The sequence below is a fragment of the uncultured Campylobacter sp. genome (genome assembly GCF_937997405.1).
Taxonomy (GTDB): Bacteria; Campylobacterota; Campylobacteria; order Campylobacterales; family Campylobacteraceae; genus Campylobacter_B.
Window position 1 is genome coordinate 19,772 of sequence record NZ_CALKTL010000150.1, and the last position, 24,179, is coordinate 43,950.

Annotated in this window: 27 protein-coding genes; 8 read left to right on the top strand and 19 right to left on the bottom strand. The window is 45.2% G+C overall.

Annotated features, from left to right (window positions below; genetic code table 11):
* Positions 1-391: 391 nt before the first annotated feature.
* The 6 genes from Q0372_RS08185 to Q0372_RS08210 form a co-directional block, all read right to left on the bottom strand.
* Positions 392-1,390, bottom strand: coding sequence for a beta-ketoacyl-ACP synthase III (locus tag Q0372_RS08185; protein ID WP_298104761.1), 999 nt, complete (start codon positions 1,388-1,390; stop codon positions 392-394).
* A complete protein-coding gene (gene plsX, locus Q0372_RS08190) occupies positions 1,387-2,385 on the bottom strand; it encodes a phosphate acyltransferase PlsX (RefSeq protein ID WP_298104763.1) in 999 nt (332 codons plus the stop codon). The genes Q0372_RS08185 and plsX overlap by 4 nt, the downstream gene beginning before the upstream one ends.
* A 4-nt stretch (positions 2,386-2,389) precedes the next feature.
* Positions 2,390-2,536, bottom strand: coding sequence for a 50S ribosomal protein L32 (gene rpmF, locus Q0372_RS08195; RefSeq protein WP_005871250.1), 147 nt, complete (start codon positions 2,534-2,536; stop codon positions 2,390-2,392).
* 18 nt (positions 2,537-2,554) lie between these two features.
* Positions 2,555-2,908 carry a hypothetical protein gene (locus Q0372_RS08200; protein ID WP_298104765.1) on the bottom strand — a complete coding sequence of 118 codons (354 nt, stop codon included), beginning with the start codon at positions 2,906-2,908 and terminating at the stop codon, positions 2,555-2,557.
* A gap of 9 nt (positions 2,909-2,917) precedes the next feature.
* The gene (gene ndk, locus Q0372_RS08205) at positions 2,918-3,331 is read right to left on the bottom strand and encodes a nucleoside-diphosphate kinase (RefSeq protein WP_177388469.1); all 414 of its coding nucleotides are present in this window, start codon (positions 3,329-3,331) and stop codon (positions 2,918-2,920) included.
* Between the two features lie 107 nt (positions 3,332-3,438).
* A complete protein-coding gene (locus Q0372_RS08210) occupies positions 3,439-3,723 on the bottom strand; it encodes a 4Fe-4S dicluster domain-containing protein (protein WP_005871245.1) in 285 nt (94 codons plus the stop codon).
* 180 nt (positions 3,724-3,903) lie between these two features.
* On the opposite strand from Q0372_RS08210, the gene Q0372_RS08215 reads away from it, so the two are divergent.
* From Q0372_RS08215 to Q0372_RS08225, 3 genes are all read left to right on the top strand, one after another.
* A complete protein-coding gene (locus Q0372_RS08215) occupies positions 3,904-4,500 on the top strand; it encodes a peroxiredoxin (RefSeq protein ID WP_291939968.1) in 597 nt (198 codons plus the stop codon).
* A gap of 334 nt (positions 4,501-4,834) precedes the next feature.
* Entirely contained in the window at positions 4,835-7,576 is a 2,742-nt protein-coding gene (locus Q0372_RS08220; RefSeq protein WP_298104767.1) for a M16 family metallopeptidase, read from the top strand.
* Entirely contained in the window at positions 7,576-8,544 is a 969-nt protein-coding gene (locus tag Q0372_RS08225) for a putative transporter (RefSeq protein WP_297903955.1), read from the top strand. The genes Q0372_RS08220 and Q0372_RS08225 overlap by 1 nt, the downstream gene beginning before the upstream one ends.
* Before the next feature lie 346 nt (positions 8,545-8,890).
* On the opposite strand, the gene cydB is transcribed toward Q0372_RS08225, so the two are convergent.
* From cydB to gatC, 11 genes are all read right to left on the bottom strand, one after another.
* Positions 8,891-9,997 (bottom strand): cytochrome d ubiquinol oxidase subunit II, encoded by a 1,107-nt coding sequence (gene cydB / locus Q0372_RS08230; protein ID WP_298104769.1) that lies wholly within the window; start codon positions 9,995-9,997, stop codon positions 8,891-8,893.
* A gap of 1 nt (position 9,998) precedes the next feature.
* The gene (locus tag Q0372_RS08235) at positions 9,999-11,522 is read right to left on the bottom strand and encodes a cytochrome ubiquinol oxidase subunit I (RefSeq protein WP_298104771.1); all 1,524 of its coding nucleotides are present in this window, start codon (positions 11,520-11,522) and stop codon (positions 9,999-10,001) included.
* A gap of 2 nt (positions 11,523-11,524) precedes the next feature.
* On the bottom strand, positions 11,525-11,731 hold the full coding sequence (locus Q0372_RS08240; RefSeq protein ID WP_005871229.1) for a DUF4492 domain-containing protein: 207 nt from the start codon (positions 11,729-11,731) through the stop codon (positions 11,525-11,527).
* 478 nt (positions 11,732-12,209) lie between these two features.
* Positions 12,210-12,995, bottom strand: a complete 786-nt coding sequence (locus Q0372_RS08245) for a shikimate dehydrogenase (RefSeq protein WP_298104774.1) — start codon at positions 12,993-12,995, stop codon at positions 12,210-12,212.
* Positions 12,995-14,026, bottom strand: a complete 1,032-nt coding sequence (locus Q0372_RS08250) for a hypothetical protein (protein WP_298104777.1) — start codon at positions 14,024-14,026, stop codon at positions 12,995-12,997. Before Q0372_RS08250 ends, Q0372_RS08245 begins: the two co-directional genes overlap by 1 nt.
* A gap of 95 nt (positions 14,027-14,121) precedes the next feature.
* On the bottom strand, positions 14,122-15,369 hold the full coding sequence (locus tag Q0372_RS08255; RefSeq protein WP_005871225.1) for a serine hydroxymethyltransferase: 1,248 nt from the start codon (positions 15,367-15,369) through the stop codon (positions 14,122-14,124).
* A complete protein-coding gene (gene lysS, locus Q0372_RS08260; RefSeq protein WP_298104780.1) occupies positions 15,369-16,865 on the bottom strand; it encodes a lysine--tRNA ligase in 1,497 nt (498 codons plus the stop codon). The genes Q0372_RS08255 and lysS overlap by 1 nt, the downstream gene beginning before the upstream one ends.
* Position 16,866: 1 nt before the next feature.
* The gene (locus tag Q0372_RS08265; protein ID WP_005871221.1) at positions 16,867-17,334 is read right to left on the bottom strand and encodes a Fur family transcriptional regulator; all 468 of its coding nucleotides are present in this window, start codon (positions 17,332-17,334) and stop codon (positions 16,867-16,869) included.
* Positions 17,331-18,008 (bottom strand): CvpA family protein, encoded by a 678-nt coding sequence (locus Q0372_RS08270; RefSeq protein ID WP_298104782.1) that lies wholly within the window; start codon positions 18,006-18,008, stop codon positions 17,331-17,333. Before Q0372_RS08270 ends, Q0372_RS08265 begins: the two co-directional genes overlap by 4 nt.
* Positions 18,008-19,090 (bottom strand): type IV pilus twitching motility protein PilT, encoded by a 1,083-nt coding sequence (locus Q0372_RS08275; protein ID WP_005871218.1) that lies wholly within the window; start codon positions 19,088-19,090, stop codon positions 18,008-18,010. The genes Q0372_RS08270 and Q0372_RS08275 overlap by 1 nt, the downstream gene beginning before the upstream one ends.
* Positions 19,091-19,100: 10 nt before the next feature.
* Positions 19,101-19,388, bottom strand: coding sequence for an Asp-tRNA(Asn)/Glu-tRNA(Gln) amidotransferase subunit GatC (gene gatC, locus Q0372_RS08280; RefSeq protein ID WP_298104784.1), 288 nt, complete (start codon positions 19,386-19,388; stop codon positions 19,101-19,103).
* A 116-nt stretch (positions 19,389-19,504) separates the two neighbouring features.
* On the opposite strand from gatC, the gene Q0372_RS08285 reads away from it, so the two are divergent.
* Genes Q0372_RS08285 through hisG form a run of 5 tightly spaced genes read left to right on the top strand, consistent with a single transcriptional unit; the run spans position 19,505 to position 22,606 of the window.
* Positions 19,505-20,056: a hypothetical protein gene (locus Q0372_RS08285; RefSeq protein WP_297963491.1), complete on the top strand. Its 552-nt coding sequence runs from the start codon at positions 19,505-19,507 to the stop codon at positions 20,054-20,056.
* Complete coding sequence (locus Q0372_RS08290; protein WP_298104785.1) at positions 20,056-21,069, top strand: L-seryl-tRNA selenium transferase; 1,014 nt, start codon at positions 20,056-20,058, stop codon at positions 21,067-21,069. The genes Q0372_RS08285 and Q0372_RS08290 overlap by 1 nt, the downstream gene beginning before the upstream one ends.
* Entirely contained in the window at positions 21,056-21,391 is a 336-nt protein-coding gene (locus Q0372_RS08295; protein WP_297879852.1) for a hypothetical protein, read from the top strand. The genes Q0372_RS08290 and Q0372_RS08295 overlap by 14 nt, the downstream gene beginning before the upstream one ends.
* Positions 21,378-21,998 carry a type III pantothenate kinase gene (locus tag Q0372_RS08300; RefSeq protein WP_298081766.1) on the top strand — a complete coding sequence of 207 codons (621 nt, stop codon included), beginning with the start codon at positions 21,378-21,380 and terminating at the stop codon, positions 21,996-21,998. Before Q0372_RS08295 ends, Q0372_RS08300 begins: the two co-directional genes overlap by 14 nt.
* Entirely contained in the window at positions 21,995-22,606 is a 612-nt protein-coding gene (hisG, locus tag Q0372_RS08305; RefSeq protein ID WP_297924251.1) for an ATP phosphoribosyltransferase, read from the top strand. The genes Q0372_RS08300 and hisG overlap by 4 nt, the downstream gene beginning before the upstream one ends.
* Before the next feature lie 520 nt (positions 22,607-23,126).
* Here hisG and Q0372_RS08310 read toward each other — a convergent pair.
* Both Q0372_RS08310 and Q0372_RS08315 read right to left on the bottom strand, forming a co-directional pair.
* Positions 23,127-23,264, bottom strand: a complete 138-nt coding sequence (locus Q0372_RS08310; RefSeq protein WP_298104787.1) for a hypothetical protein — start codon at positions 23,262-23,264, stop codon at positions 23,127-23,129.
* Positions 23,265-23,989: 725 nt separating this feature from the next.
* On the bottom strand, positions 23,990-24,179 hold a 190-nt coding region (locus tag Q0372_RS08315), incomplete at its 5' end, for a hypothetical protein (protein WP_298104788.1).

The window sequence follows — 24,179 nt, forward strand, 5'->3', positions numbered from 1 at the left end:
ACAGCCTATGTGTAGGTCGCTCAAAAGATCCACATACACCGCCGTAAAAATACTTGCCGAGCTTTGCAGCCAATTACAAGCCGTTAATGTATAGAATCAGCTGAAATTAACACCCATTTAGGCTATCGTATATTTGATTTCTTTTATATTAGAAAAGCCCATCGTCAAAAGCGATAGGCGCTCAAACTAATGTCGTTTTACCATCTCGCGTAAGAAGTCAATACTCAAACTGCACAAGATCATAAATATGCTTTTAATCGCAAACGCTTCATTTTAAAATTTTGAAACCCGACTCGGAATAAATATAAATTTGAAATTAGTTTTGTAAATAAGCTTAGAATTTAACTCTTAAATATGGCGAAATTCAAAGATTAATGAAATTTAAAAAATGCTAGTTTATGCTCTTTCCGCCAAATTTCAAAAGCGCGCTGCCCCACGTAAAGCCGCCGCCAAACGCATCTAAAAGCATAAGCGAGCCGTTTTTGAGTCTACCGCTCTCGTAAGCGTCGTTGATAGCCATCGGGATCGACGCCGAGCTCGTGTTGCCGTATTTGCCGATCGTAAGCACGCACTGCTCGTCGCTAAACTCTAGTCTCGCCTTGACCGCCTCGATAATGCGTAAATTTGCCTGATGCGGGATGAAAAGATCGACCTGCTCGGGCGAAATTTTATTTTTCGCCAAAATCTCCACAACGTCGTTACTAAGCGTCGGCACCGCTATTTTAAAGACCTCGCGCCCCGCCATCTGCATGAAGCCCAGCTTTTCGTCGATGATTTTTTGGCTGAGTGGATTGACGCTACCCGGAGCTGCGGTGATGAGAAGATCGCCCTTACTGCCGTCGCTAGCTGTATGAATGTCGATGATTTCGTTATCGTCGCGTGCCGCGATAATCGCAGCGCCTGCGCCGTCGCCGAAAAGTATGCACGTAGCGCGGTCGCTCCAATCGACTATCGAGCTTAACTTTTCCGTGCCAATTATCAACACATGTTTTTTAGCGCCGCTTTCAATGAGGGATTTTGCGAGCTCCAAAAGATAGATGAAGCCCGTACAGGCGGCATTTATATCAAATGCCGTGATGCCGAAATTTAAGCCCAGTTTATCTGCTATGACGCATGCTGTCGAGGGCATACAGAAATAATCGGGCGAGATCGTGGCGCAAATTATCGCATCGATCTCGTTTTTTTGTAAGCCGCTACGCTCGATCGCCTTTAAAGCCGCTTTCGCGCCTAGATCGCTAGTGGTCTCGCCCTTTGCTATGCGGCGCTCATGAATGCCTGTGCGCTTGACGATCCATTCATCGCTCGTTTCAACCATTTTTTCAAGATCGAAATTGGTTAAAATTTCGCTCGGCGCGTATGCTGCGATCGAGATCATCGAGGCTTTTTTCATTTTTGCTCATTTGAAGAAATTTCGCTTTCTATCGCGGAGTTGATTTTAGAATCTGCAAATTTAAGCGCTTGAAAGATCGCATTTTTAACGGCTTTCGGAGTGCTTTTGCCGTGGCTTATAATGACGCATTCCTTGACGCCCAAAAGCGGCGCACCGCCATATTCGTCATAATCCGTGCTTTTTTTGATGATCTTGAAGACGCGCTTCATCAAGAGGGAGCCCGCAATAGCGATAGGGGATTTTTTAGTTTCGTTTTTGATGAGCTTACCTATGGTGCTTGCGACGCCTTCGCTGGATTTTAGCATAATGTTACCGATAAATCCGTCGCAAACTACGACATCCACGGAGCCGTCAAAAATTTGATTGCCTTCGACATTACCGATAAAATTTTGCATCTTCTTAAGCATATGAAAGGTTTCTTTTGTTACCTCGTTGCCTTTACTATCCTCCTCGCCGTTGGATAATAAGCCGATGCGTGGTGCGTTTAAACCCATAATCTCCTTGGCATATGCTTCGCCCATAATCGCAAATTGAAACAAATTCTCAGGCTTACAATCCACATAAGCGCCCACATCTAGCACAAGCGTGCGACCGCCTATGGAATTTGGCATCAGCGTAGCAATCGCCGGGCGCAAGATACCTTTGAGCCTTCCTATGCGAAGCGTAGCAAGGCTCATCGTAGCGCCGCTATGTCCTGCCGATACCACGGCTTTGCAAGTGCCGTCTTTTACTAGATCGACCGCTTTAAAGATGCTGCTCTCTTTGCGTTTGAGAGCGTCGGTTGCACCCTCTTTCATCTCGAAAACTTCGCTTGCGGCCACGTAAGTAATATGTTTCTCAAAGCCTTGATCTTGTGGAATAAAAGGCTTGATTTGCGCTTCGTCACCTACCAAAAACGCATTAAATTTACGCTCTCGCAGCGCATCTACGACTCCGTTTATTATCGGCTCGCAGCCGAAATCACCGCCCATCGCGTCTATAGCAACGGAAATCATCGGATTAATATTCGCCCGTAGTTTTGTTTATTCTATGCGGAATTTTCCAGCTTCCGTCTTTATCTTTGACGGGGATCGGAAGGGTCACTTTGTAGTGAGTGCGTCTTTTCGCCGCACGAGTTTTACTAACTCTTCGCTTTGGAACTGCCATTTTTTCTCCTTTATAAATTTAGTTCTTGCATTCTTCGCAATAAAAATAGTCGCTTTTGAAAGCTTCCGTTTCGCTTCTTAAAATTTCATCCGGATCAACTTCGGTGCCGAAAAACTCCATAACGTCCAAGCTCTCGTGCCTTTCGTCGTTAAAAACGCCTTCGCTTAAAAGCAAATTCACGCTCTCATTTACGTCAAGATCAAATTCTTTGCCGCAGCGGTCGCAAATGTATGGAATTTTACCCTTAATTTCGCCTTTGCACTCGATAAACTTAGAGTCTTTTCGTTTTAAATTTCCGCTAAGTTTAAGTCCATCCCTCGAAATTTCAAACGGCACGGGCGCGGCGGAAATTTTAGCAAAAGCTATCTTCACGTGGCACTCTTAGCAAATTTCTCTTTTTGCAAAGAAAAATGCGATCTCGGTTTTTGCGTTTTCTAGGCTGTCGCTGCCGTGAACGGCATTAGCGTCAATGCTGTCCGCAAAGTCTGCTCTGATCGTGCCTTTATCGGCTTTTTTCGGATCGGTAGCGCCCATTAGCGCACGATTTTTAGCTACGGCATCATCGCCTTCTAGCACCATTACGACCACCGGGCCGCTAGTCATAAACTCAATCAGATCCTTATAAAAAGGGCGATCCTTGTGAATTTCATAAAATTTACCCGCATCTTCGGCGCTTAGGCATAATTTTTTAGCCGCTGCGATTCTTAGTCCGTGGCTTTCGAAACGATCGATAATTTTGCCGATAACGCCCTTTTTAACGGCATCAGGCTTAATAATAGAAAGCGTTTGCTGCATATAATCTCCTTAAAGTGAAAGGCGGATTGTATCGAAAAATAGGTTAAAATTTATTTAAGGATTGAATGAATTAAAATTCCGCGCATTTGATCGCGGAATTTTATCTGCTAAGCAAATACCGGGGTATCTCCGCTGCGTAGATCCGCACCTATACTATCCCTGCTAGGTTGACCCGCTACGATGTCGCTCCAGACGATACAGCCGTCGGTCGGACAGGCGCTAGCGCAAGCCGGCTCATCGTTGTAGCCCACGCACTCGACGCATTTATCGGCATATACATAGTAGCTATCCTCGCCACTTGGGTTATCGCTATCGTCAACGATCGCATTTACCGGGCACTCGTCGATGCATGAGCCGCAGCTTATGCAAATATCGGTGATTTTTACAGCCATTGTTTCTCCTTTATCAAAAAATATGGAGTAATGATAACATACTAAATTTAAAAAATGATAAAATTTAATATTATTGAACAAATAAATTTTATTATATAAAAATTTTCATCAAATTTCAGCAAATATAAAGTTTTAAAATGTATAATCGCCATCATAAATTTTATTAACAAGGAGAAACAAATGATAGTAACCAACAAAGCCGTTGATTTTACGGCAACTGCGGTTTTAGGCAACAACGAAATAGTTGAGGATTTCAACCTCTATAAAAATATCGGCGAAAAAGGCGCCGTCGTATTCTTTTATCCAAAAGATTTTACCTTCGTCTGCCCGAGCGAGATCATCGCATTTGATCACAGATATCAAGATTTCAAATCCAAGGGCATCGAAGTTATCGGCGTTAGCTGCGATAGCGAGTTTACCCACCTTGCGTGGAAAAACACTCCGGTAAACGCAGGCGGTATCGGCAAAGTGCAGTTCCCGCTAGTTTCGGATATTACGAAGGATATCGCACGCAGCTTCGACGTACTGTTTGGTAACGCCGTAGCGCTTCGCGGCAGCTTCCTACTTGACAAAGATGGCACCGTCCGCCACGCCGTCATCAACGACCTACCGCTAGGTCGCAATATCGATGAGATGCTTCGCATGGTCGATACGATGCTATTTACGAACGAGCACGGCGAGGTCTGCCCTGCAGGCTGGCACAAAGGTGACGCAGGGATGAAAGCAGATCCTAAGGGCGTCGCAGAGTATCTAGACAAAAACGCAAGCAAACTATAAGTTGTAAAATTCTTCGCGCGGGCGTACAAATTCTAACTGCGTAAAGTTTAAATTTAGCCTTGCGCAGGCTATTAAAGCTCTCAAAGCTTTCTAAATTCCGCTGCCAAAATTTTGAGTCGCGGCGGCGGAATTCCAAAAATTCCAAAAATTCCAAAAATTCCAAAAATTCCAAAAATTCCAAAAATTCCATTCCTCTCAATTCTACAAGTTAAATTTCAAAACCGCAAGTAAAATCCCAAATCCTTGGCAAAATTTCACCCATAGCAAAGCTTGTAAAATCATACTTTAAACTAGCTTTTGTTACAATCGTAAGTTTTTAAATCCAAGGACAATTATGAAAAAACTTATATTTTTTATCGCCACCCTGCTTTGCTCTTTGAGCCTTTACTCCGCAGATACCAACCCGGACGCGCCACTTAAGCTCGATCCTAGCGTCGTGCACGGTAAGCTGGTAAACGGCGTGAAATTTTATATCCTCAAAAATGACGTGCCAAAAAATAGCGCGCTTTTTTATCTCAACGTAGCCGCGGGTAGTGTCGATGAAAATGACGATGAGCAGGGCTTAGCGCACTTCGTCGAGCATATGGCGTTCAACGGCAGCGAACATTTTGATAAAAATGAACTAATTCATACCTTGCAGCGCCTAGGGGTGAAATTCGGCGCCGATCTCAATGCACAGACTGGCTTTGAAAACACCACATACAACATCCAGGCCCAAGTGAGCGACGAGACGCTAAAGGATGTATTTTTGGTGCTGCGCGATTATGCGGGCGGCGTTAAATTTGACGAAAACGAAACGCAAAAGGAAAAAGGTGTAATATTAGAGGAAGCAAAAAAAGGCTTTGAGAGGCGATTTTATGAAAAGCGTGCCACATATTTATACCCTAATTCCATATTCTCAAGACGCTTTCCGATCGGACAAAATGAAATCATCAAAGGCGCCACTGGCGAGCAACTAAAAAAATTCTACGCGCGCAACTACCTCCCTAGCGCCATTAGCATCATAGTCGTAGGCGACGTAAACGTTGAACAGATTAAAAACCTAATCAAGCAAAATTTTAGCTCTCTTTCTGCGCACGGCGAAAAAATCCCGCGCGATCTTAGCCTACGCCCATTTGAAGGCGGGCTAGCAAGCACCGTAGAGCCCGAGCTCGGCGCCAATGTCGCTAGCGTGCTTTACGCAGGCAAATATGAGCCGTTAAGAAGCTACGGTGCACTTAAAAATGAGTGGCTGCAAGCCTACGTATCGAGGCTGATGGAGCTTGGATACGACGCGATGAATGTAAATGCCAAAATTCCGCTTAAAGCCTATTTCGGCTCGGACGATCTGTTTAAAAACCGCAGACTATACAGCATAAGCGCAAATATTTTTAATTTCGACGTCAACGCCACATTAAATAGTCTTTTTAGCGCGATCAAAGGGGTACGCGAACACGGATTTAACAATGACGATTTTGATAGCGTTAAGGCGGAATTTAAACATCAAGTGCAAGCCGATCTACTTAAAAACGATACACAAAGTGCGCAAATAGGGGCACTACTTGATTTCGTACAAAACGGCAATGTAAAGCTTAGTAAGCAAGACGAGCACGATCTAAGCCTCAAGGCGTTAGAAGAAATAACGCTAGCAGATGTTAATAAATTTTTCTCTCAGATAACGGATGGAGCGAGATTTACGGAGATTATCTCGGCAAAGGATTTGGGCATTAGCCAAAAAGACGCGGAGCTGCTCTACGAAAAAGCGCTGCCGTTTAATTTCGCTGATTCGAAGCTTGCTTCCAAGCAGCTTGCGGGAGCAGATTTAAAAGAGACGGAATTTAAAACGCAAAAAGGCGCTAGCGGCACTGAAATTTTGGAGTTTAAAAACGGCGCGAAGGTAATTTTAAAGCCTCTTAAAAGCGAGAAAAATAAAATCGCCCTCGTAGCCGTTAAAAAAGGCGGTTACGCGCACTTTGGCAAGGCTCGTGGCGAAATTCTAACTGCCCTGCTAAACTCGGGCACCATAGGCGAGCTAAACGAATATGAGGCGGGGCGCTTGACCTCAAAATTTGATTATAAGCTAAGATTTAGGATGGATGACGCAGACTGCGGTCTTAGAGGCGCAGGAGCGGATCTGGAGGCGATGGTACGCGAGCTTTACGCAAGATTTAGCGAGCCGCTAATTCATGCAAGCTCGCTTACAAAATATAAAACCGACGCGCTTTCGGCGATCGCGCTGCGCGACGAGACGGCGGAATTTAAATTCGGCGAGCAAATTTTAAAATCTCTATATTCAGGAGATACGGCTCGCAAGCAGCCGCTTAGCGTAGATGACGTAAAGAGCGCAAATCTTGCCGATTTACAGCGCGATGCGGATGAAATTTTTTCAGGTGCTGGAGATTTTATCTTTGTGCTTAGCGGCGATTTCGAGCCTGCGCGCGCAAAACAAATTCTAGCCAAATATATCGGTAATCTAAAGCCCGGCACAAGCAGCGCTATGCCTAAAACTTTGATGCTAAATACTTCTAGCGGCGAGATTGTGCAAGACTACGGCGATAGTGATAAAAGCGAAGTTCGGATGATTTTTTCAAACTATGAGCTGCAAAATTTTGACTTTTCAGACACTTATAAATTTCAAGCGTTAAAAAGCGTGCTAAGCAATCGTATCGTCGAGCAGATCCGCGAGGCGCGCGGACAAATTTACTCGGCGATGGTGCATAGCGCCTATGTGCGTGAGCCACAAATCGCAGCGAGCTTGAACGTATCGTTTTCTACCGAGCCGAAAGACGCCAGTGCGGTTGCAGCAAGCGTGAGTGAAATTTTAAAACAGATCGAAAGCTCCGGTGCGAAAGATAGCGAGCTGGCAAATTTCAAAAAAGCACAAATTTTATCGACCAAAAGAGCTGCACAGACGAACGATTTTTGGCTTGCTAATATCACTGCACACGAGCTTTACGGCTATCCGCTCTATGATGAAAAAAGCTACGCGGCAAGCATAAATGCGGTAAAAAGCGCGGATGTGCAAAAAGCCGCACAAATGCTAAGCGATAGGCTATTTACGGCGATTTTAAATCCAAAAAGCTCCGAGAAACGCTAATGTTCGTTTCATTTTTTAAAAGCAAAAAATGGGCGCTTTTAGCATATACAGGGCTAGTATTTTTGATCGCTATCAATTGGTACCAAACTACGCTGAGCGTGCGTTTCAACGAATGGTATCGCGTATTTTATGATTTATGTCAAAACGTAGATCGTCATACGTTAAACGATTTTTACGCGCAGATGAGGGTCTTTTTATGGATAGCGATGCCTGCCGTAGCGGCGGCGATTTCGGAGCGATACGTGGCGCGAATTTGGGCGTTTAAATGGCGAGAGGCGATGACCTTTTCCTATTTTTCATACTGGAAAAAGGTAAGTAAAGATATCGAAGGAAGCTCGCAGCGTATCCAAGAAGACATCTACCGCTTCTCAAAAATCATCGAAGATATCGGCACGCGCGTACTTTCGGCGGCGATGACTCTTTTTGCGTTTATCCCTGTTTTGTGGAGTCTTAGCGAGAAAGTACCTTTTGAGGCGCTCAAAAAAATTCCCGGCTCTCTCGTATGGATCGCACTTGCAGTAAGCATCGGCGGACTGATAATTTCTTGGCTAGTAGGTTGGTTTCTGCCTAGGCTTGAATACAACAATCAAAAGGCGGAAGCTGCGTTTCGCAAAGAGCTGGTTTATGCCGAGGAGAATAAGGCGGAATATGCGAGCGAAGAGACCACAAAGACGCTATTTGGCAAACTAAAGCACAACTATTACAGGCTATTTTTGCACTACTGCTACTTTGATTTATGGCTAAATTCTTTCTCGCAAATACTAGTCATCGTGCCCTATCTCATAATGGGACCGGGGCTTTTTACTAAGGCGATTACGCTTGGAGTGATGATTCAAGTAGGCAATGCTTTTAGCCAAGTACGCGGCAGCTTTAGCGTTTTTATCGATAACTGGACGACAATCACGGAGCTTCGCTCAATCCATATGCGACTTAAAGAGTTTGAAAAAAATATCGATTACAAGGGCTAGATAAAATTTCGCCCGCACCTTGCGGCCCTAGATTTTGCTTTCTAAATTTAAAGCGAAATTCCGGGCCGCAAGCTTTTAAAATTTCTACGCTTTTACTGCTCTCTTTTTTCTTGATGAGTAATGTTTAGCTTTATAAATTTATAGCTCGCGATTAGCAAGATTATCCAAATCGCGATGAAAACTAAAGATTTGACCATTTTTAATCCTTAAAATTTTTATAATGCGGCGCGCAAAAGGCGCCGTCGATATGAAATTTAACCAAGCGCAAAAGCACGCAGTGCCGCGCACGCAAGCAGCCTCTCGCCGCCACACGACTCGCAAAAGCTGCGCATGAGAGCGGGCGCGCCTAATAATGCTCGTTTGAAAGCCCCTCTTTATCGAGCTTTTTAGCGTCCATCAGCCACCAAACGTAGCTGATATAACCCAGCACGAAAGGCACTAGAAACGACACGTAAAACATCGTCTTAAGCGTATAGAGGCTCGAGCTTGCGTTGCTTATCGAAAGCGAGCTTTGCAGGTCGAAATTTGACGGATAAAACGCCGTGTTGTTCAGACCCAGGATCAAAAATACGCTCGTTACCGCGCATACGACGCCCACGCCGTAGAAAAATACTCCACGCACGCTGCTTGTAAATGCGCCTTTGAATATCCCCACCAGCACCAGCACTACGCCCAGCAGCAGCAAGATTAGCGCAACAGGCAGGCTTAGGTAGTTATGCAGATACTTAAAGCTCTCAAGGCTTACGACGCCGTCAGCGCCGATCGCGTAGCCCTGTTTTAGCAAAACCCACGCCAAAAACGCGATGAAAAATATCAAAAAAGCGCTAGCGTTAAATTTAAGCGAGGCTTTGAGCTTAGCGATCATTTCGGGCTCGGCGATATTATTCATTAAGTATAAATTTGCTCCCGTCCTAGCGCAGAAAAATAGTGCAACTCCCAAGATGTAATTAAACGGATTTGCTAGCGCCTCAAGTCCGCGAGCGGGGCTTTTCCACTGCACGAAATTATTATCTCCCAGCGCGAACTCGCTACCGCTAAAAAGCGTCGAGACGATGATACCAAGCAGGATCGTACCCAGCGAGCCGTTTATGAAAAGAAAGGCTTCATAAGTTTTAGCGCCCAAGAAATTATCGGGCTTTTTTCTGTATTCGTAAGCGATGGCTTGGATTATGAAGCAAAAAAGCAGAGCCATCCACGCCCAATATGCCCCGCCGAAGCTGGTCGCATAAAATAGCGGAAACGCCGCAAAGCACGCTCCGCCGAACATAACGAGCGTAGTAAATGTAAGTTCCCATTTCTTGCCGATGGAATTTATTATAAAATCCTTCTCGGTCTCATTTTTCGCCAGCGTAAAAAGCAGCGTCTGACCGCCCTGCACGAAGAGCATAAAAACCAAAATTCCGCCCAGAAGCGAAACCACGCACCACCAATAAATTTGAAAAATTTCGTGCATCTTAAAATCCTATCTTTATCTGTTTTAGCATGATCTTTATCTCGGCTATGAATAAAACCGTAAATAAAACCGCAAAGAGCGCAAACGAGATCATTATGTTCGTCCCCGCCAGGCTCGTAGCCGCGACGCCTACAGGCATAAGATCTTGTATCGCCCACGGCTGGCGCCCTACTTCGGCTACGATCCAGCCCGCCTCGCACGCGACGTATCCCAGAGGAATGCTAAAGACGCAAAGCCATAGAATTTTTTTGTATTCGGCGAGATTCTTTCGCATCGCCAAAAATAGCGTCACGAAAAATAGCAAGATAAAATAGCTTCCCAAAGCCACCATCACGTGGAAGCTGTAAAAGGTAAGCGTCACGGGAGGGACGATCTGCTTCGCGTCGTCAAAGTAGCCGTAGCCTAAATTTTGCATATTTTGGTTGCCGAGTAAAATTTCGCGCGCCTGCTGCATCGCCGCAGTATCATTGGCGTCTTTGGCGAGCTTGTAATCCTTTAGCGCTTGCAGGGCGATTTTGCCTTTTTCTATCTTTTTATCCGCGCCTTCGATGCCGAATTTTTCATTTCCGAATACCAAATCATCGATGCCCGGCGTGAAATTATCAAGCCCTCTCGTAGCCATCAGCCCTAGCGCGTAAGGTGCTTTAATCTCAAACAAAAACGGCTCCTTATCGTCTCCCGCGGTTTTGCTCGGATTTAAAACTCCCGCCGCGACGATGCCTGCATTTACTTCGCCCTTATACAGACCCTCCATCGCCGCAAGCTTCATCGGCTGCTTTTGCGCGACCTGATAGGCGCTCTCGTCGCCGCTAAATAGCACGAAAAGCGAGCTTAGCATACCGAAGCTTGCCGCTACGATGAAGCTTTTTTTAGCAATCGCGAAGTCTTTGTTTTTTAGCATATAAAACGCCGAAATTCCAAGCACGAAAAGCGCCGCGGTAATATAGCCGCCGCCGACGGTATGCAAAAATTTAGCCACTCCGAAGTGAGACAGCGCGATATCTAAAAAATTACTCATCTCGTTGCGCATCGTATCAGGATTAAAGCTCGTACCCACTGGGTTTTGCATCCAAGCATTCGCGATTAAGATCCAATACGCGCTTAAATTTGATCCGATCGCCACGAGCCAGGTTGAAAGAAGATGAAATTTCTTGCTTACGCGGTCCCAGCCGAAGAACATTACCGCAAAAAAGGTAGCCTCCAAGAAAAACGCTAGCAAGCCCTCGATCGCAAGCGGCGCGCCGAAGATGTCGCCCACGAACCAGCTGTAATTCGCCCAGTTGGTGCCGAACTCAAACTCCATTATGATGCCCGTCGCGACGCCGATGGCGAAATTTATACCGAAAAGGCGCAGCCAAAATTTAGTGATCTTGAGCCACTCCTGCTTACCGGTCGCGACATACAGGCTCTCCATAAACGCCACGATAAAGCTAAGCCCCAGCGTTAGGGGCACGAAAAGAAAGTGATAAAGTGCCGTGAGTGCGAACTGCGCCCTCGACCAATCCACGCTAGCAAGCTCTTGCATTCCTACTCCTTAGTCAAATTTTTATAGATGAAATCGATTTTTTCTTGATCGGTTTTAAATTTAGAATCCAAGTTTTCGTCGAAAATGAAAAATTTAAGTAGCACGAAAATTATGAATAGTTTGATCAAAATCACCGCCCACAGCGTTTTGCCAAGCTTCATCGAAGCAAATCCGTGCGCGTAAAATTTTAAAATTTTGCCGAAAAACATCAAATTTTAACCTTTAGCAATTATTAGTTTATATTTTTTATTGTATAACAATTAATTAAAATTTAGCTTTAAATTTTGAAATTTTGGTAGCAATTTTATCTTTTTAATAAATGAGTTTTTGCGCCACCACACTTAAATAAAGTTTCTACCGCATAATTCGCAACCGATCGCATTTTACTTAAACTGCACAAAATTTTAGTTTAGATTCGTCGTAAAATTTTAGAATAGAACACATCCAAGAAACGAGCAGAAAAATGCGCGAGACTTTACCAAGCATCTTTGTGCCTAATTCGTAGTGATTTTTAATAGAATTTTTTACAGGCAAATTAACGCGCCTCAGCTGAAAGCAGACGTAAAAATTTTGAGGCTAAACGCCCGAATTACACGATATAAAATTTAAGAACGTATAATTAACTCGGCGCAAAATCTAAAGCATTTCGTTAGGCTGGGCGGATAATTGAAAAGCCTAAGAGCCGATTTAGCGTAAATTTGCAGCACGGCTCATCAGCGATACAATCTCTGCTAGGTCGAATTTACCGCCGAAAAAAAGATTGAAAGCAAGCGCGCCTTGATTTATCAGCATCTCCTTGCCGTCCTTTGCGAGTAGATTTTTTGCGTGTGCGGCTTGCAAAAACGGAGTCTGCTTGCCATAGATCGCATCAAAAGCAAATTTTGCGCGGGATAAAATTTCATCTATTACCCCCTCGGGCGCAGGCAGCGTGTCATCTTTGAGTCCCGCGCCGGTGGCATTGACGATAAGGTCGTAGTCTTTGGATCTGAAATTTTCATAGGTAAAAAATTCCTCGCAGCCGAAGTCAAAATCTTTTGCGCTGCGATTTAGAATGTCGAATTTCACTCCGTTTTTGCTTAGCGCGTAGCCGATTGCCCGCGTCGTGCCGCCTGCGCCTAAAATAAGCGCATTGCGAATCTCACCAAAGCCCAAAATCGCGCAGAAAAACCCCTGCGCATCGGTGTTAAAGCCGTGCAACGCGCCGCTTTTTAGCACCAGGGTGTTTACCGAGCCTATCTTCTGCGCTGCCTCGCTTAGGACGTCGCATGCTTTAAATGCGTCGAGCTTAAAAGGTACGGTTACGTTCGCGCCCGTAAGCCCTAAAGTTTCAAATTTAGCGCGCAGTTCCTCGCCATGCTGCAGCAAAACTCGCCCATAGTAGGCGTCTAGGGCTAGAAATTTTATAGCGTAATTATGAAGTAGCGGCGAGAGGGAGTGGGCGATCGGGTTGCCGAAAACCGCAAATCTGTCCACTATTTCACTCGGTAAATATACGCGCCGCTGTTGATTGAGCGCATATCGCTAAGCGCCTTTTGTAGCGCCTCACCCTCGAAAGGTCCGACTAAAATTTTAGTCACGCTCTTGCTTCCGACGTGAGTTTGTAGCGCAATTGGGCTGTAGCCTTTTTTGGTGATTTTTTTGGTATCAGATCCGTTTGGATCGTAGGCATTGGATGCGAAAACCTGCACATAACTGCCGTTTGCCACGCTGGTGCTGGTGCTCTTCGCCGCAACGCCAGCCTTTACGCTCTCACTTTTAGACTCTGGTTTGCTAGCTTCTTTTTTAGGCTCGGGCTTAGCGGGCTCTTTTTTGGCCTCAGCTTTAGCATGTTCCTTTTTAGCTTCCGTTTTTGAAGGCTCTTTTTTAACTTCTGTTTTTGCTTGTTTTTCAGGTTCTTTTTTAGGCTCTACTTTTTGCTCGACTTTTCTAATTTCGGTTTTAGAAGGTTCTTTTTTTATCTCGTCTTTTGCAGACTCTTTTTTAGGCTCGGACTTTTTTACGTCAGTTTTTTCAGGTTTTTTAGCTTCGTCTTTAGGCTCAATCTTTTTACTCTCTATTTTAACTTCGGATTTTTTTGGCTCTTCTTTGATTTCGGGCTTTTGGATTTCTACTTTCTGTGCTTCAGGCTGAGCGCTTGCGACGACCTTGCTTTCGGAATTAGGTTCCTGGGTTTTTATCTCTACTTTGGTTGGAGCTGCAGATGCTGCATTGGGCTCTGATTTCACCTCTACAGGCTCAGGCTGCGAAGGTTCAGGTTTTTGAACTTGTACGGCAGGCTTTTGCTCCGCTTTGGCAAGCTCTTCTTCACTAGGCATAGTAAGACCTGCGTTAGTATCAATATCGTCTTTATTAATAGCCTTCATTATGATTAAAATGATTAAGAATAAAACTACGACGCCGGCTGCGACGGTAAGACCCTTTTTCAAATTCGCGTTCTTATCGACATTGCCGCTATTGATCACTATGTCGTCTATGCTGCTCATATCGAAATTTTTGTCGTTCATACTCTCTCCTAAGATTATTATTTACTTTGTAAATTCTACCACGCAAAATTTACGAAATAAATAAATTCGGGTAAGCTTACCCGAATTTATTAAATTTAATACATCGCGCGGTCGTAGATGATAAAGCGGTGCGCCAAATCCCGCACTTCCTCTTTAACTTGTGCCTGAAGCTTAGAATTTGAGATGTCGCTTAGCACGTCGGCGATTTTATTTCCGATAAACTCAAATTCTTTCTCTTTCATGCCGCGCGCCGTAAGTGCGGGGCTTCCGACGCGGATGCCGCTGGTGACGAACGGGCTGCGCGTCTCGCCCGGAACGGTATTTTTATTCGTCGTAATACCTGCGTTTTCAAGCGCGGCGCTAGCGTCCTTGCCGCTAAAATCCCTATTTAAAAAGCTCATTAAAATCAGATGGTTATCGGTGCCGCCGCTAACGAGATCAAAGCCACGCCCGACCAGCGTCTCGCCCAAAACTCTAGCGTTTGCCTTGACCTGCTTGGCATAGACCTTCCACTCAGGGCTTAGATTGTGTTTAAAGCCGACCGCCTTAGCGGCGATGACGTGCATTAGCGGGCCACCTTGGATACCCGGAAAGATCGCCGAGTTGATCTTTTTAGCAAATTCCTCGTCGTTGGTCATTATGATGCCGCCGCGCGGACCGCGAAGCGTTTTATGCGTTGTCGAGCTTACGACGTGGCAGTGCGGAAACGGATTAGCGTGTTCGCCTGCAACGACGAGCCCAGCGACATGCGCTACGTCGGCGAAAAGAAACGCGCCCACGCTATCAGCGATCTGTCTAAATTTAGCAAAATCTATCTCGCGCGTATAGGCACTCGCACCGCAAACGATCATCTTCGGCTTTACGATCTGAGCGATCTCAAGCACCTTATCATAATTTATGCGGCCGTCAAGCTCTACGCCGTATTCGAAGCTCTCATACATCTTTCCGCTGCTTGAGACCTTCGCGCCGTGCGTCAAATGCCCGCCGTGGCTAAGCGCCATGCCTAAAATTTTCTCGCCAGGTTTCAAAAATGCAGCATAGACGCCTTGGTTAGCTTGGCTGCCGCTGTTTGGCTGGACGTTTGCAAACTCACAGCCGAAGAGCTTTTTGCAGCGATCGATCGCGATCTGTTCGATCTCGTCTACGAACTCGCAACCGCCGTAGTAGCGCTTGCCGGGATAGCCTTCGGCATATTTGTTCGTTAGCACCGAGCCCATCGCCTCCATCACCTCGGGATAGGTGAAATTTTCGCTCGCGATCATCTCCAAATAATCGCACTGGCGGGCAAGCTCTTTGTTGGTTAGACTAAAAATTTCATTATCGAATTTTTCTAAATTTGACATTACTGCTCCTTTTCAGAATTTAGCGGCCTCATCGCGGGGAACAAAATCACATCGCGGATCGATTTTTTATTCAGCAAAATCATCACCAAGCGGTCGATTCCAAGCCCCCAGCCGGTAGTCGGCGGCATCGCGTAGCTAAGCGCGCGGACGTAATCCTCGTCCATCTCGTGAGCTTCGTCGTCGCCAGCGTTTTTAGCGTCGATTTGAGCCTTAAATCTGGCGTATTGATCGAGCGGATCGTTCAGCTCGTTAAAGGCGTTGGCTAGCTCCTTGCCTGCGATGTAGAGCTCAAATCTCTCGGCTATCTGCGGATTTTCGTCGCTTCTGCGCGAAAGCGGGCTGATCGAGATCGGAAAATCCACGATGAAGGTCGGATTTATGAGCTTAGCTTCTACGTAATTATCAAAAAGTTCGCTCTGCAGGTGGCCTAGATCGAGCTTTTCATTGACTTCAAATTTATCGGCTTTGAGTTTGGCGATGATCTTTTCGCGATCATTTACGATCTGCGGCTCAATGCCGCCTATCTGCGTAAGCGCGTCGAGATACTTTATGCGCGCAAAAGGCTTTGAAAAATCGATCTCGCGCTCATCATAAGTTAAAATTTCGCCTAGCCCGAGCCTCTTAAACAGCGCTTTAAATAGCTCCTCGGTTAGGTTCATCGCGTCGTTATAATCATGCCACGCCCAGTAGAATTCTATACTTGTAAATTCCGGATTGTGCGTCAGATCCATACCCTCGTTGCGGAAATTTCGATTGATCTCAAAGACCGCCTCCATGCCGCCTACGACTAGGCGCTTTAGATACAGCTCCGGCGCGATACGCAGGTAGCGATCGACATCGAGGGCGTTGTGATGAGTGATAAATGGCTTAGCGTTCGCGCCGCCCGCGATTGGGTGCATCATCGGCGTTTCGACCTCTAAAAATCCGCGCTTTTCAAAAAAGCTACGGATCTCGCTAACGATGATCGAGCGCTTGATAAAATCCTCGCGAATCTCGGGGTTCATTATCATATCGAGGTATCTTTGGCGGTAGCGCATCTCGATATCGACGAGGCCGTGAAATTTCTCCGGAAGCGGGCAGATCGCTTTGGATGCGAGCGTTATTTTGCTGACATGTATCGAAAACTCGCCCGTTTGGGTAACGAAAGCGTATCCGCGCACCAAAATTATATCGCCCACTTCGAGATTTTTCTTAAATTTAGCGTAATCCTCCTCGCCGATACTGTCGCGAGAGTAATAAATTTGAATATTGCCGCTTTGATCTTCTATGTTTGCGAAGGTGGATTTGCCCGCGACACGCTTTAGCTTTAACCTTCCGGCAAGGCTTACCTCCTCGCTCGCTTTTTTATCCTCGGTATCTTTTATGTAGCCGAATTTCTCTTTAAACTCGGCTATGCTCATATCTTTTTTTAGAAAGTGCGGATAGGGATTAGCCCCCAAATTCCGAAGTTCCGACGCCTTGTCTATCCTTTGGATCTCTAACTGGCTATCAAACAATCTACTTCCTTTTTGCCGCGCATTCAGGGCAAATTCCATACAGCTGCATCATGTGCCCCGTGAGCGTAAATCCGTGTTCTTTGGCGACGGCAAGCTGCTTGCGTTCGATAGTAGCATCTTGAAATTCTATGATCTTATTGCAGCTTTTGCAGATTAGATGGTCGTGGTGAGGCTTGTTCGCAAGCTCAAATTTTTTACCCTGCGCGCCAAATGAGATCGATGTCGCCATCCCCGAATCCTCAAGCAAATTTAAAGTACGATAGACGGTCGCTATGCCTACGTTCAGCTCCGGAAATTTCGCTTTGATCTCGTTGTGAAGCGCCTCAGGCGTGAAGTGTTTGTTATTGTTATAAAGCGTGCGGAGTAAAACCTCGCGCTGCTTGGTATATTTTAGACCGCTAGCGGCAAGCGCCTTTTTAAACTCAACAATTAGAGCGTCAAACTCTAAATTTTCGATTTTTGCATTCATAATTTCGTCCTTTCTGTAGAATTTACTTCTGAACTGGCGTTAAAATCGCTAGATTCAGTGCTTTGATTTTGATCCGAGTTCATACGGGCGGTAGAATTCTGATCTTTTAAGAGCTTATCATCCATCTTAGAACCAATAGAATCCAAGCTTTGTTTGATCTTCGGATCGTCTTTGAGATTTAAAATCCAATTTCCTATTTTTAAAAAAATCGGCGCAGTTTTGCTGCTTTCAAAATACTTTTTGGTCTGTTCATTCATCGACATAGGGCCGCTTGCAAGTGTAACAATAACGGCAAAAATCAAGAAAATTTTACTTACGCTAAACACGAAACCGCCGATCTTATCGACAAATCCGAGTCCACTCCATTTAAAGAATTTTGAAATAATTTCGCCTATAATCAGACACGAGATCCATACCCCAAAAAGCACAGCGATAAAGCCGATGAGAACCTGCGTCGTATCGCCCGAAAGCACGCCGTTTGCATTCTGTAAAGCTGGAATTTTTGCTGCAATCCACACGCCCGCCATAGTTTTATAGCGCATTGCGGCAAAAAGACCGCCGATGAGACCCAAAATTCCAAAAATTTCTTTAACGATGCCGTTGGTGATGCCGCGCAGTCCGAAGAGCACTACGAGTACCAAACAGCCGACGTCGAACCAATTAATACCTTCCATCAAGCACCCACCACGCCTATTAGCTCTTGTAGGTTAGTCGAGTACCTAAACGCCGTGTCTTTTGAAATTTGATTTGCACGGATCGCTTTAACCATCGCTTGAGTTTGAGTTATCATACCGGTAGATTGCTGATTTAGCTGCATTTGAGAGTAAATCTGATGTACCTTGTTTTCGCGGATTAGATTCGCTACAGCATTGTTATTTAGCAAAATTTCATGGATCGCGATACGTCCGCCGCCAAGCTTTGGCAAAAGCGATTGCGAAATGACCGCGGTAAGTGATACGGAGAGCATATTTCGCACTTGGAGCTGCTCGCCGCCATCAAAGCTATCGATAATACGGTTGATCGTTTGCATCGCGGAGTTGGTGTGTAGCGTACCAAATACCAAGTGACCGGTCTCAGCCGCGGTAATGGCGATCGAGATAGTCTCTCTATCGCGCATCTCACCAACTAGGATAATGTCCGGGTCCTCACGTAAGGCAAATTTTAACGCATTAGCGTAGGAATGGGTATCGGTGCCGATATTTCTGTGAGAAAAAAGCGCTTTTTTATTGGTATGGACGAACTCAACCGGATCTTCAACGGTGATGATGTGCTTGCGCTCTTTTTCGTTAATCTCGTTTAGCATCGCGGCAAGAGTAGTTGATTTACCACTACCAGTAGGTCCGGTAACCAAAATCATGCCTTTTTCGTGCTTAACTACCTCTTTAAAAATCGTAGGGGCTTTTAAATCGTCCAGGCTAGGAATATCGATAGGAATAATACGAAATGCAGCAGCCAAATCGCCGTTCATAGTGTAGTAGTAGTTACCACGGAAGCGTCCGATATTAGGAAGCTCGATCGCAAAGTCGAGCTCTTTATTTTCCTCGAGCGCACTTTTTTGAGCATCGGTAATGAGCGCGTAGCAGATATACTCGATATCCGTGCCCTTAAGCGGATCCATGGCAAGCGGGCGCAATGTTCCGTCAATACGTATTTGAGGCGCCGAGCGCGAAACTAAGTGAAGGTCGCTCGCTTTGTTAAAAACGACAGTTTTTAGTAGGGTTTCGATATCTACTAAATTTCTTTGAACTTCTTCCATAAAATTCCTTTCAATCTATGATTTTCGGTACTACGAAGTAGCCGCCTTCGGACTGTGGAGCATGCTTTAAGACGCTTTCTGCGACATCGCTTTTGCGCGGGATATCTTTGCGAAACGGAGTACCGCCTTTTAGCGTAGTGATAGCCACCTCGCCGCTTTGTAAATCTAGCTCATTTAAAATTTCTACAAAATCTACGATATTATTCAATTGCCCCTTGAATTCCTCCCGTTTTTCATCTGGAATTTTAAGAGCAGATAGCCTTTCCAGCTTACTTAGCAAGGCATCGTCTATTATCATAACTTTCCTTTTTCTGATAAATGCGACATTATATCATAAAAATTCTTTATCTTAGGCGGTATTTAAAATTTTTTATGCTACAATTACGCCGATTTTCTCAAATAAAGGACTAAATTTTGGCTTTAAAAGACGACATCGAAGGCGTGAAAAAAGAGATTGGCACAGAAGAGCAGTTTCTAGAAAGCGTCATAAAAAGTGAAATTTTCGTAAAAAAATACAAAAAGCCGCTGATATTTTTGGCTGCGGTTTTGATCGTAGCATTTATCGGATATTACGCAAATGAATTTCTAAGTGATCGCCGTATAGCAAGTGCCAATGCGATCTATGACGAGCTGCTTAACAAGCGCGACGACACTAAGCTAGCCGAGCTTAAGCAAAAAGATATAAATCTATACGCTCTTTATATTTTGCAAAACGGCTCTGCAGACGAGCGAGCGGCGCTAGAAAATACCCAAGGCATCGATGTTATGCTAAAAGAGATAATAAATCTACAAAACGGCAAACAAGGCGGAGTGCTACTCGCCGATTACGATTCTTTGCTCAAAGGCTACGACCTACTAAAAGAGGGCAAAATCGAGCAAGCTCACGCAGAGCTAGATAAAATTCCGCTCAACTCGCCAGTTCGTCAAATCGCACTTGCTTTGAAACACTATGGAGGCAATAAATAATGAAAAAAACGCTGATATTTACGCTTTTACTATCGTTTTTATTTTTAGGCTGCTCGACGAAGCGCCAGTATTTTGAACCCAGCGACGAAAACATCACAGGTGATATGAAATTTAACGGCTCACTGCCATCGGAAATCGTAGCGGTTAGTAAAGATGGCGCGACGCTAAAAGACGGCGAAGTCATCTCTAAAAACGGATTGGTAAAAAATTTCAAAGTCCTAAAAAGTGAAAAATTTTTAGGCGAATATGACGGAAATTTCGTCGTAGCCGATATCAATGGCACGCTTAAAGTAGTTAGTGGCACAGGCGCCGTAAAATTTGAAAAAGCCCTAGGCAGACAAGCGCTCAGCGCAAATATACGCGGCGATGATTTGGCTTTAGTGATGAGCGATGATTCGATCATGCTTATCAAGCTAAGTTCGGGCGCAGTGGTACTCGATCATAAAGTAGGCGATGCATTCGCAATCGATTCGCGCGTAGCGTCACCAATATTTATCAACCAACTTATCGCTTATCCTGCGTTAGACGGACTAGTCAGCATCGCAGAAAACGTAGGCGGGCGCTCGGCACGCGATTTCGTCGTGAGCAACCAGCCGTTTTTTAACAACATTATCGCCTTAGAAAACAAGGGCGATAACCTTTATGCCGTAACTGCCACTAGGCTAATGCTGGTAAGTCCTGCGGGCAATAAAAATCATAACGTAGACATCAAAGACGTGATTTTTAGCGGCGATAGAATTTATCTTTTCTTAAAAGACGGCAGAGTCGAGCTACTAGATCGCGGGCTAAATTTGATCAAATCGCGTAAATTTACCTTCGCGCAGTTTAGTGGCGCACTACTTAGCGGCGGCTATTTGTATATCATCGAGCGCAACGGCTACGTCATCCGTCTAAATGAAAATTTAGAGGGACAAGCGATCTACGAGCTAAATGGCGAGTTCGATGATAAGTCCTTTATCGCGGGCGCGTCCTTTTACTACGACGATAAAATTTTAAATTTTGATGCTAGATAAAATTTCAAAACTTTGCGTTCGCGAAGGGCTTCTGCTTCAAAAATTCCAAACGCTAGATATCGCTAGCTTTACGCGCTCGCGATCATACGGCGCGTATTTCGGCGTAGATCTGAAAAGCTACAACGTCCTTTTGTTTATGCGCGACGCAAAATCTCGCTTTGTAATGCGCGACGCGGAATTTCTGCTCTCGCTCGCAAGCGATATTAGCGCAAGCCTAGGCAAGGTCGTGAAAAAGCGCGTGCTGTTTTACAACTCGCAAATGTGCTCTAAAAGCGCGAAATTTTTAAAAGAAAACGGATTTAGCCTCTATGCTTTTGTGTGACATAGGAAATTCCAGGGTTAAATTTTATAAAGGCGGCGTAACGCAAAGTATGCCCGTAGCGGAGTTTATGCGGTATGAGCCGAAGGAGCGAATTTTTTTCATTAGCGTAAACGAAAGCGTGAAAAAAAAACTGAAAAACCCTCTATTTGTCGATCTCGCGCCGCACTTTGAGCTAAAAACCGCCTACCGCGGGCTTGGGATCGACCGCATAGCGGCGTGTTCGGCCGTAAACACCGGCGTCGTCGTCGATGCTGGCAGCGCAATCACCGTGGATTTGATGTTTAAAAGCTCACACCTAGGTGGATTCATAATGCCTGGTATCGGCACGCTTTTAAAGTCGTTCGCGAGCATCGCGCCCGTGCTGGATGTTACGCTTTCAACCAATATCGATCTGGACCCGCTACCGCAAAAGACCATAAATGCCGTAAACTACGGGATTTTAAAGCCTATCGTGCTTACTATCGAAAACATCGCGGGCAATAATAAAATTTACTTCACTGGCGGCGACGGAGCCTATCTGATGCGGTATTTCCGCAACTCGATCTATGAAAAGGATCTGATCTTTAAATCGATGGTGAGCTTGATCGCAAAAAAGGAGCTCGCATGATAACCATAGCCCTACCAAAAGGCCGTATAGCCGACGATACGCTTAAAATTTTCAAAACCATCTTCGGGCTTGATTTTGCTTTCGAGGATCGCAAACTCATAATGCAAGAGGGCGATTTTAAATTCCTCTACGTCCGCAACCAAGATATCCCTACTTACGTTATGGGCGGTGCGGCGGATATCGGCGTAGTGGGGCTTGACGTGCTTGAGGAGCATCGCCCCGACGTACTTACGCTGCTCGATCTTAAAATCGGAAAATGCCGCGTCTGTGTGGGCGTACATGCGGGCACTCAGCTAAACTACGGCGCTCCGAGCCTTAAGATCGCTACGAAAATGCCCAACATCACTCGCGAATACTTCGCCTCCAAGGCCGTCGCCGTAAATATCATCAAACTCTACGGCTCGATCGAGCTAGCCCCGCTCATAGGGCTTGCCGACGCTATCGTCGATGTCGTGGAGACCGGCGCTACGATGAAGCAAAACGGGCTGCAACCCGCAGAAACCATAATGCAAAGCTCGGCGCACCTCATCGCCAACAAAAACAGCTTCGTGCTAAAGCGCGATGAAATTTTAAATTTAAGAGATAAACTAGCCCGCACGATCGCGTAAATGCTCGCTTGCCCTGCCACGCAGTGCTTGCGGCAGGCGCGGCATATTTTGCGTGAGAATCATCACCACTTTGGCGCGCTGTCGTTTAAAAAACCGCTGCTGCGTATAGAATTTTACGGCAGCAACCGTGCTTCTTAAATTTAAACCAGATTAGAAATTTGATTTATCAAGAGGCGGATGCGCTTTGCCGAGCCGCGCAGCCTAAAATTTTAAAATTTATCGTTACAAATTTTAAAATTTAGCCTAAATTTACAGCTCGCGAAATTTCAAAATACAAAACTCCACGGCGCAGAATTTCAAAATTCTAAAATCCCGCTTCACAATTTCACGTCGTAAAATTTAAAATTCTCGCGAACTCTAAATTTGAGCTCAAATTCCAGCGGCTTGGAAACGGCAGAATTTCTGAATTTCAACTCGCTAAATTTCGCCACTAAAAATCGCGCGAAATTGAATTAGCGCCATTCTTTAAGTATAGAAAGTAGCCTGCGCCAAAATCAAAGATGCTAGCCGCGCGTACGGATCAATCCCTGCTACGGCGATATTTGAAAAACTGCTTTATAAGACTTACAAAGCCCGCGTAAACGGCATTACTGCCTATATTTTTAGGAAGGACAAACACGTTTAGCGCAGTCAATATATACAGTGCGAAAAATTTCAAATACAGCCGTTTAATAATTTTGATAAATTTTGGATTTAAGACAGGTTGCATCCCGGCGCGCGGCTCGGCTCGAGCCTAGTGCGCGCTAGCTCGATTTTAGGGCACCGTTTGCTTGGGTCAGCTTTGTTTCGGATTTTTTCTGCACGTCTTGAGTCCGTTTTTGCGTGCTTTACTAAATTTGCTCGGCGAAATTTTACCGCGATAAAATTTTACGTAGTAAAGCTATACCTAAAATTTCAAATCCGCTAAAGTTTAAAATTTTAAAGCTGCGTAGAGATCCGCCAAAGTAAAACTTTGCAAAAATTTAGCTAGAAATTTAAAAGTGTCCGCGCCATTTATTGTACCGAAGGTAGGCTAAGTGCGACAATATAATTCAACTCTGTCAAGGTATGGCGAGCTGTTATTGCGGCAACTCAAACAGCGCGCTACAAGCCTTGCCAACGCAATGAAGCAGAAGCGGTCTGCGTTTTTGTAAATTTTGACAGATAAAATTCCACCGCGATAAACACAATAAATTTAGATATCACGGACGATCTGCGTGATTTTAGTTTTTGCGTGCAGCACAGTAAATTTTACATGCAGCAAGTTTTGAGCCGAAAATATTGTCGTCTCTTATCGCAACCGCGTCAAAGTCTAGGCTTTCTGCGCGCTCAAATACCGCTTGTATGCAGTGCAACAAGCAAGAATAAAATTTTAACCGACCTGGCGCGACGAAAGAGTCGCACCTACGCCGCGATGATTTCGCGCACCTTTTCGGTGAAATTATCGCCCACGATGTATTCGGTCGGATAAACGAGCACCTCGCTGCCGTTGCGGATCCGCAGAATCAGCCGCTTGGTGTTTTTTAGCGCCGTATCGCAAAAAGCGAGGTGGTAAATTTTATAAATCTTCTCGCGATTTAGCTCGCCCAAATTT

Bases quoted from the DNA above. Each gene is read 5' to 3' on its own strand.
- Q0372_RS08185 (WP_298104761.1), bottom strand. From the start codon at position 1,390: ATGAAAAAAGCCTCGATGATCTCGATCGCAGCATACGCGCCGAGCGAA.
- plsX (WP_298104763.1), bottom strand. From the start codon at position 2,385: ATGATTTCCGTTGCTATAGACGCGATGGGCGGTGATTTCGGCTGCGAG.
- Q0372_RS08300 (WP_298081766.1), top strand. From the start codon at position 21,378: ATGCTTTTGTGTGACATAGGAAATTCCAGGGTTAAATTTTATAAAGGC.
- Q0372_RS08240 (WP_005871229.1), bottom strand. From the start codon at position 11,731: ATGTTTTTCGGCAAAATTTTAAAATTTTACGCGCACGGATTTGCTTCG.
- Q0372_RS08275 (WP_005871218.1), bottom strand. From the start codon at position 19,090: ATGGAAGAAGTTCAAAGAAATTTAGTAGATATCGAAACCCTACTAAAA.
- Q0372_RS08290 (WP_298104785.1), top strand. From the start codon at position 20,056: ATGAAAAAAACGCTGATATTTACGCTTTTACTATCGTTTTTATTTTTA.
- Q0372_RS08215 (WP_291939968.1), top strand. From the start codon at position 3,904: ATGATAGTAACCAACAAAGCCGTTGATTTTACGGCAACTGCGGTTTTA.
- Q0372_RS08250 (WP_298104777.1), bottom strand. From the start codon at position 14,026: ATGAACGACAAAAATTTCGATATGAGCAGCATAGACGACATAGTGATC.
- Q0372_RS08265 (WP_005871221.1), bottom strand. From the start codon at position 17,334: ATGAATGCAAAAATCGAAAATTTAGAGTTTGACGCTCTAATTGTTGAG.
- Q0372_RS08270 (WP_298104782.1), bottom strand. From the start codon at position 18,008: ATGGAAGGTATTAATTGGTTCGACGTCGGCTGTTTGGTACTCGTAGTG.
- Q0372_RS08235 (WP_298104771.1), bottom strand. From the start codon at position 11,522: ATGCAAGAGCTTGCTAGCGTGGATTGGTCGAGGGCGCAGTTCGCACTC.
- cydB (WP_298104769.1), bottom strand. From the start codon at position 9,997: ATGCACGAAATTTTTCAAATTTATTGGTGGTGCGTGGTTTCGCTTCTG.
- hisG (WP_297924251.1), top strand. From the start codon at position 21,995: ATGATAACCATAGCCCTACCAAAAGGCCGTATAGCCGACGATACGCTT.
- Q0372_RS08220 (WP_298104767.1), top strand. From the start codon at position 4,835: ATGAAAAAACTTATATTTTTTATCGCCACCCTGCTTTGCTCTTTGAGC.
- rpmF (WP_005871250.1), bottom strand. From the start codon at position 2,536: ATGGCAGTTCCAAAGCGAAGAGTTAGTAAAACTCGTGCGGCGAAAAGA.
- ndk (WP_177388469.1), bottom strand. From the start codon at position 3,331: ATGCAGCAAACGCTTTCTATTATTAAGCCTGATGCCGTTAAAAAGGGC.
- Q0372_RS08225 (WP_297903955.1), top strand. From the start codon at position 7,576: ATGTTCGTTTCATTTTTTAAAAGCAAAAAATGGGCGCTTTTAGCATAT.
- Q0372_RS08255 (WP_005871225.1), bottom strand. From the start codon at position 15,369: ATGTCAAATTTAGAAAAATTCGATAATGAAATTTTTAGTCTAACCAAC.
- Q0372_RS08210 (WP_005871245.1), bottom strand. From the start codon at position 3,723: ATGGCTGTAAAAATCACCGATATTTGCATAAGCTGCGGCTCATGCATC.
- gatC (WP_298104784.1), bottom strand. From the start codon at position 19,388: ATGATAATAGACGATGCCTTGCTAAGTAAGCTGGAAAGGCTATCTGCT.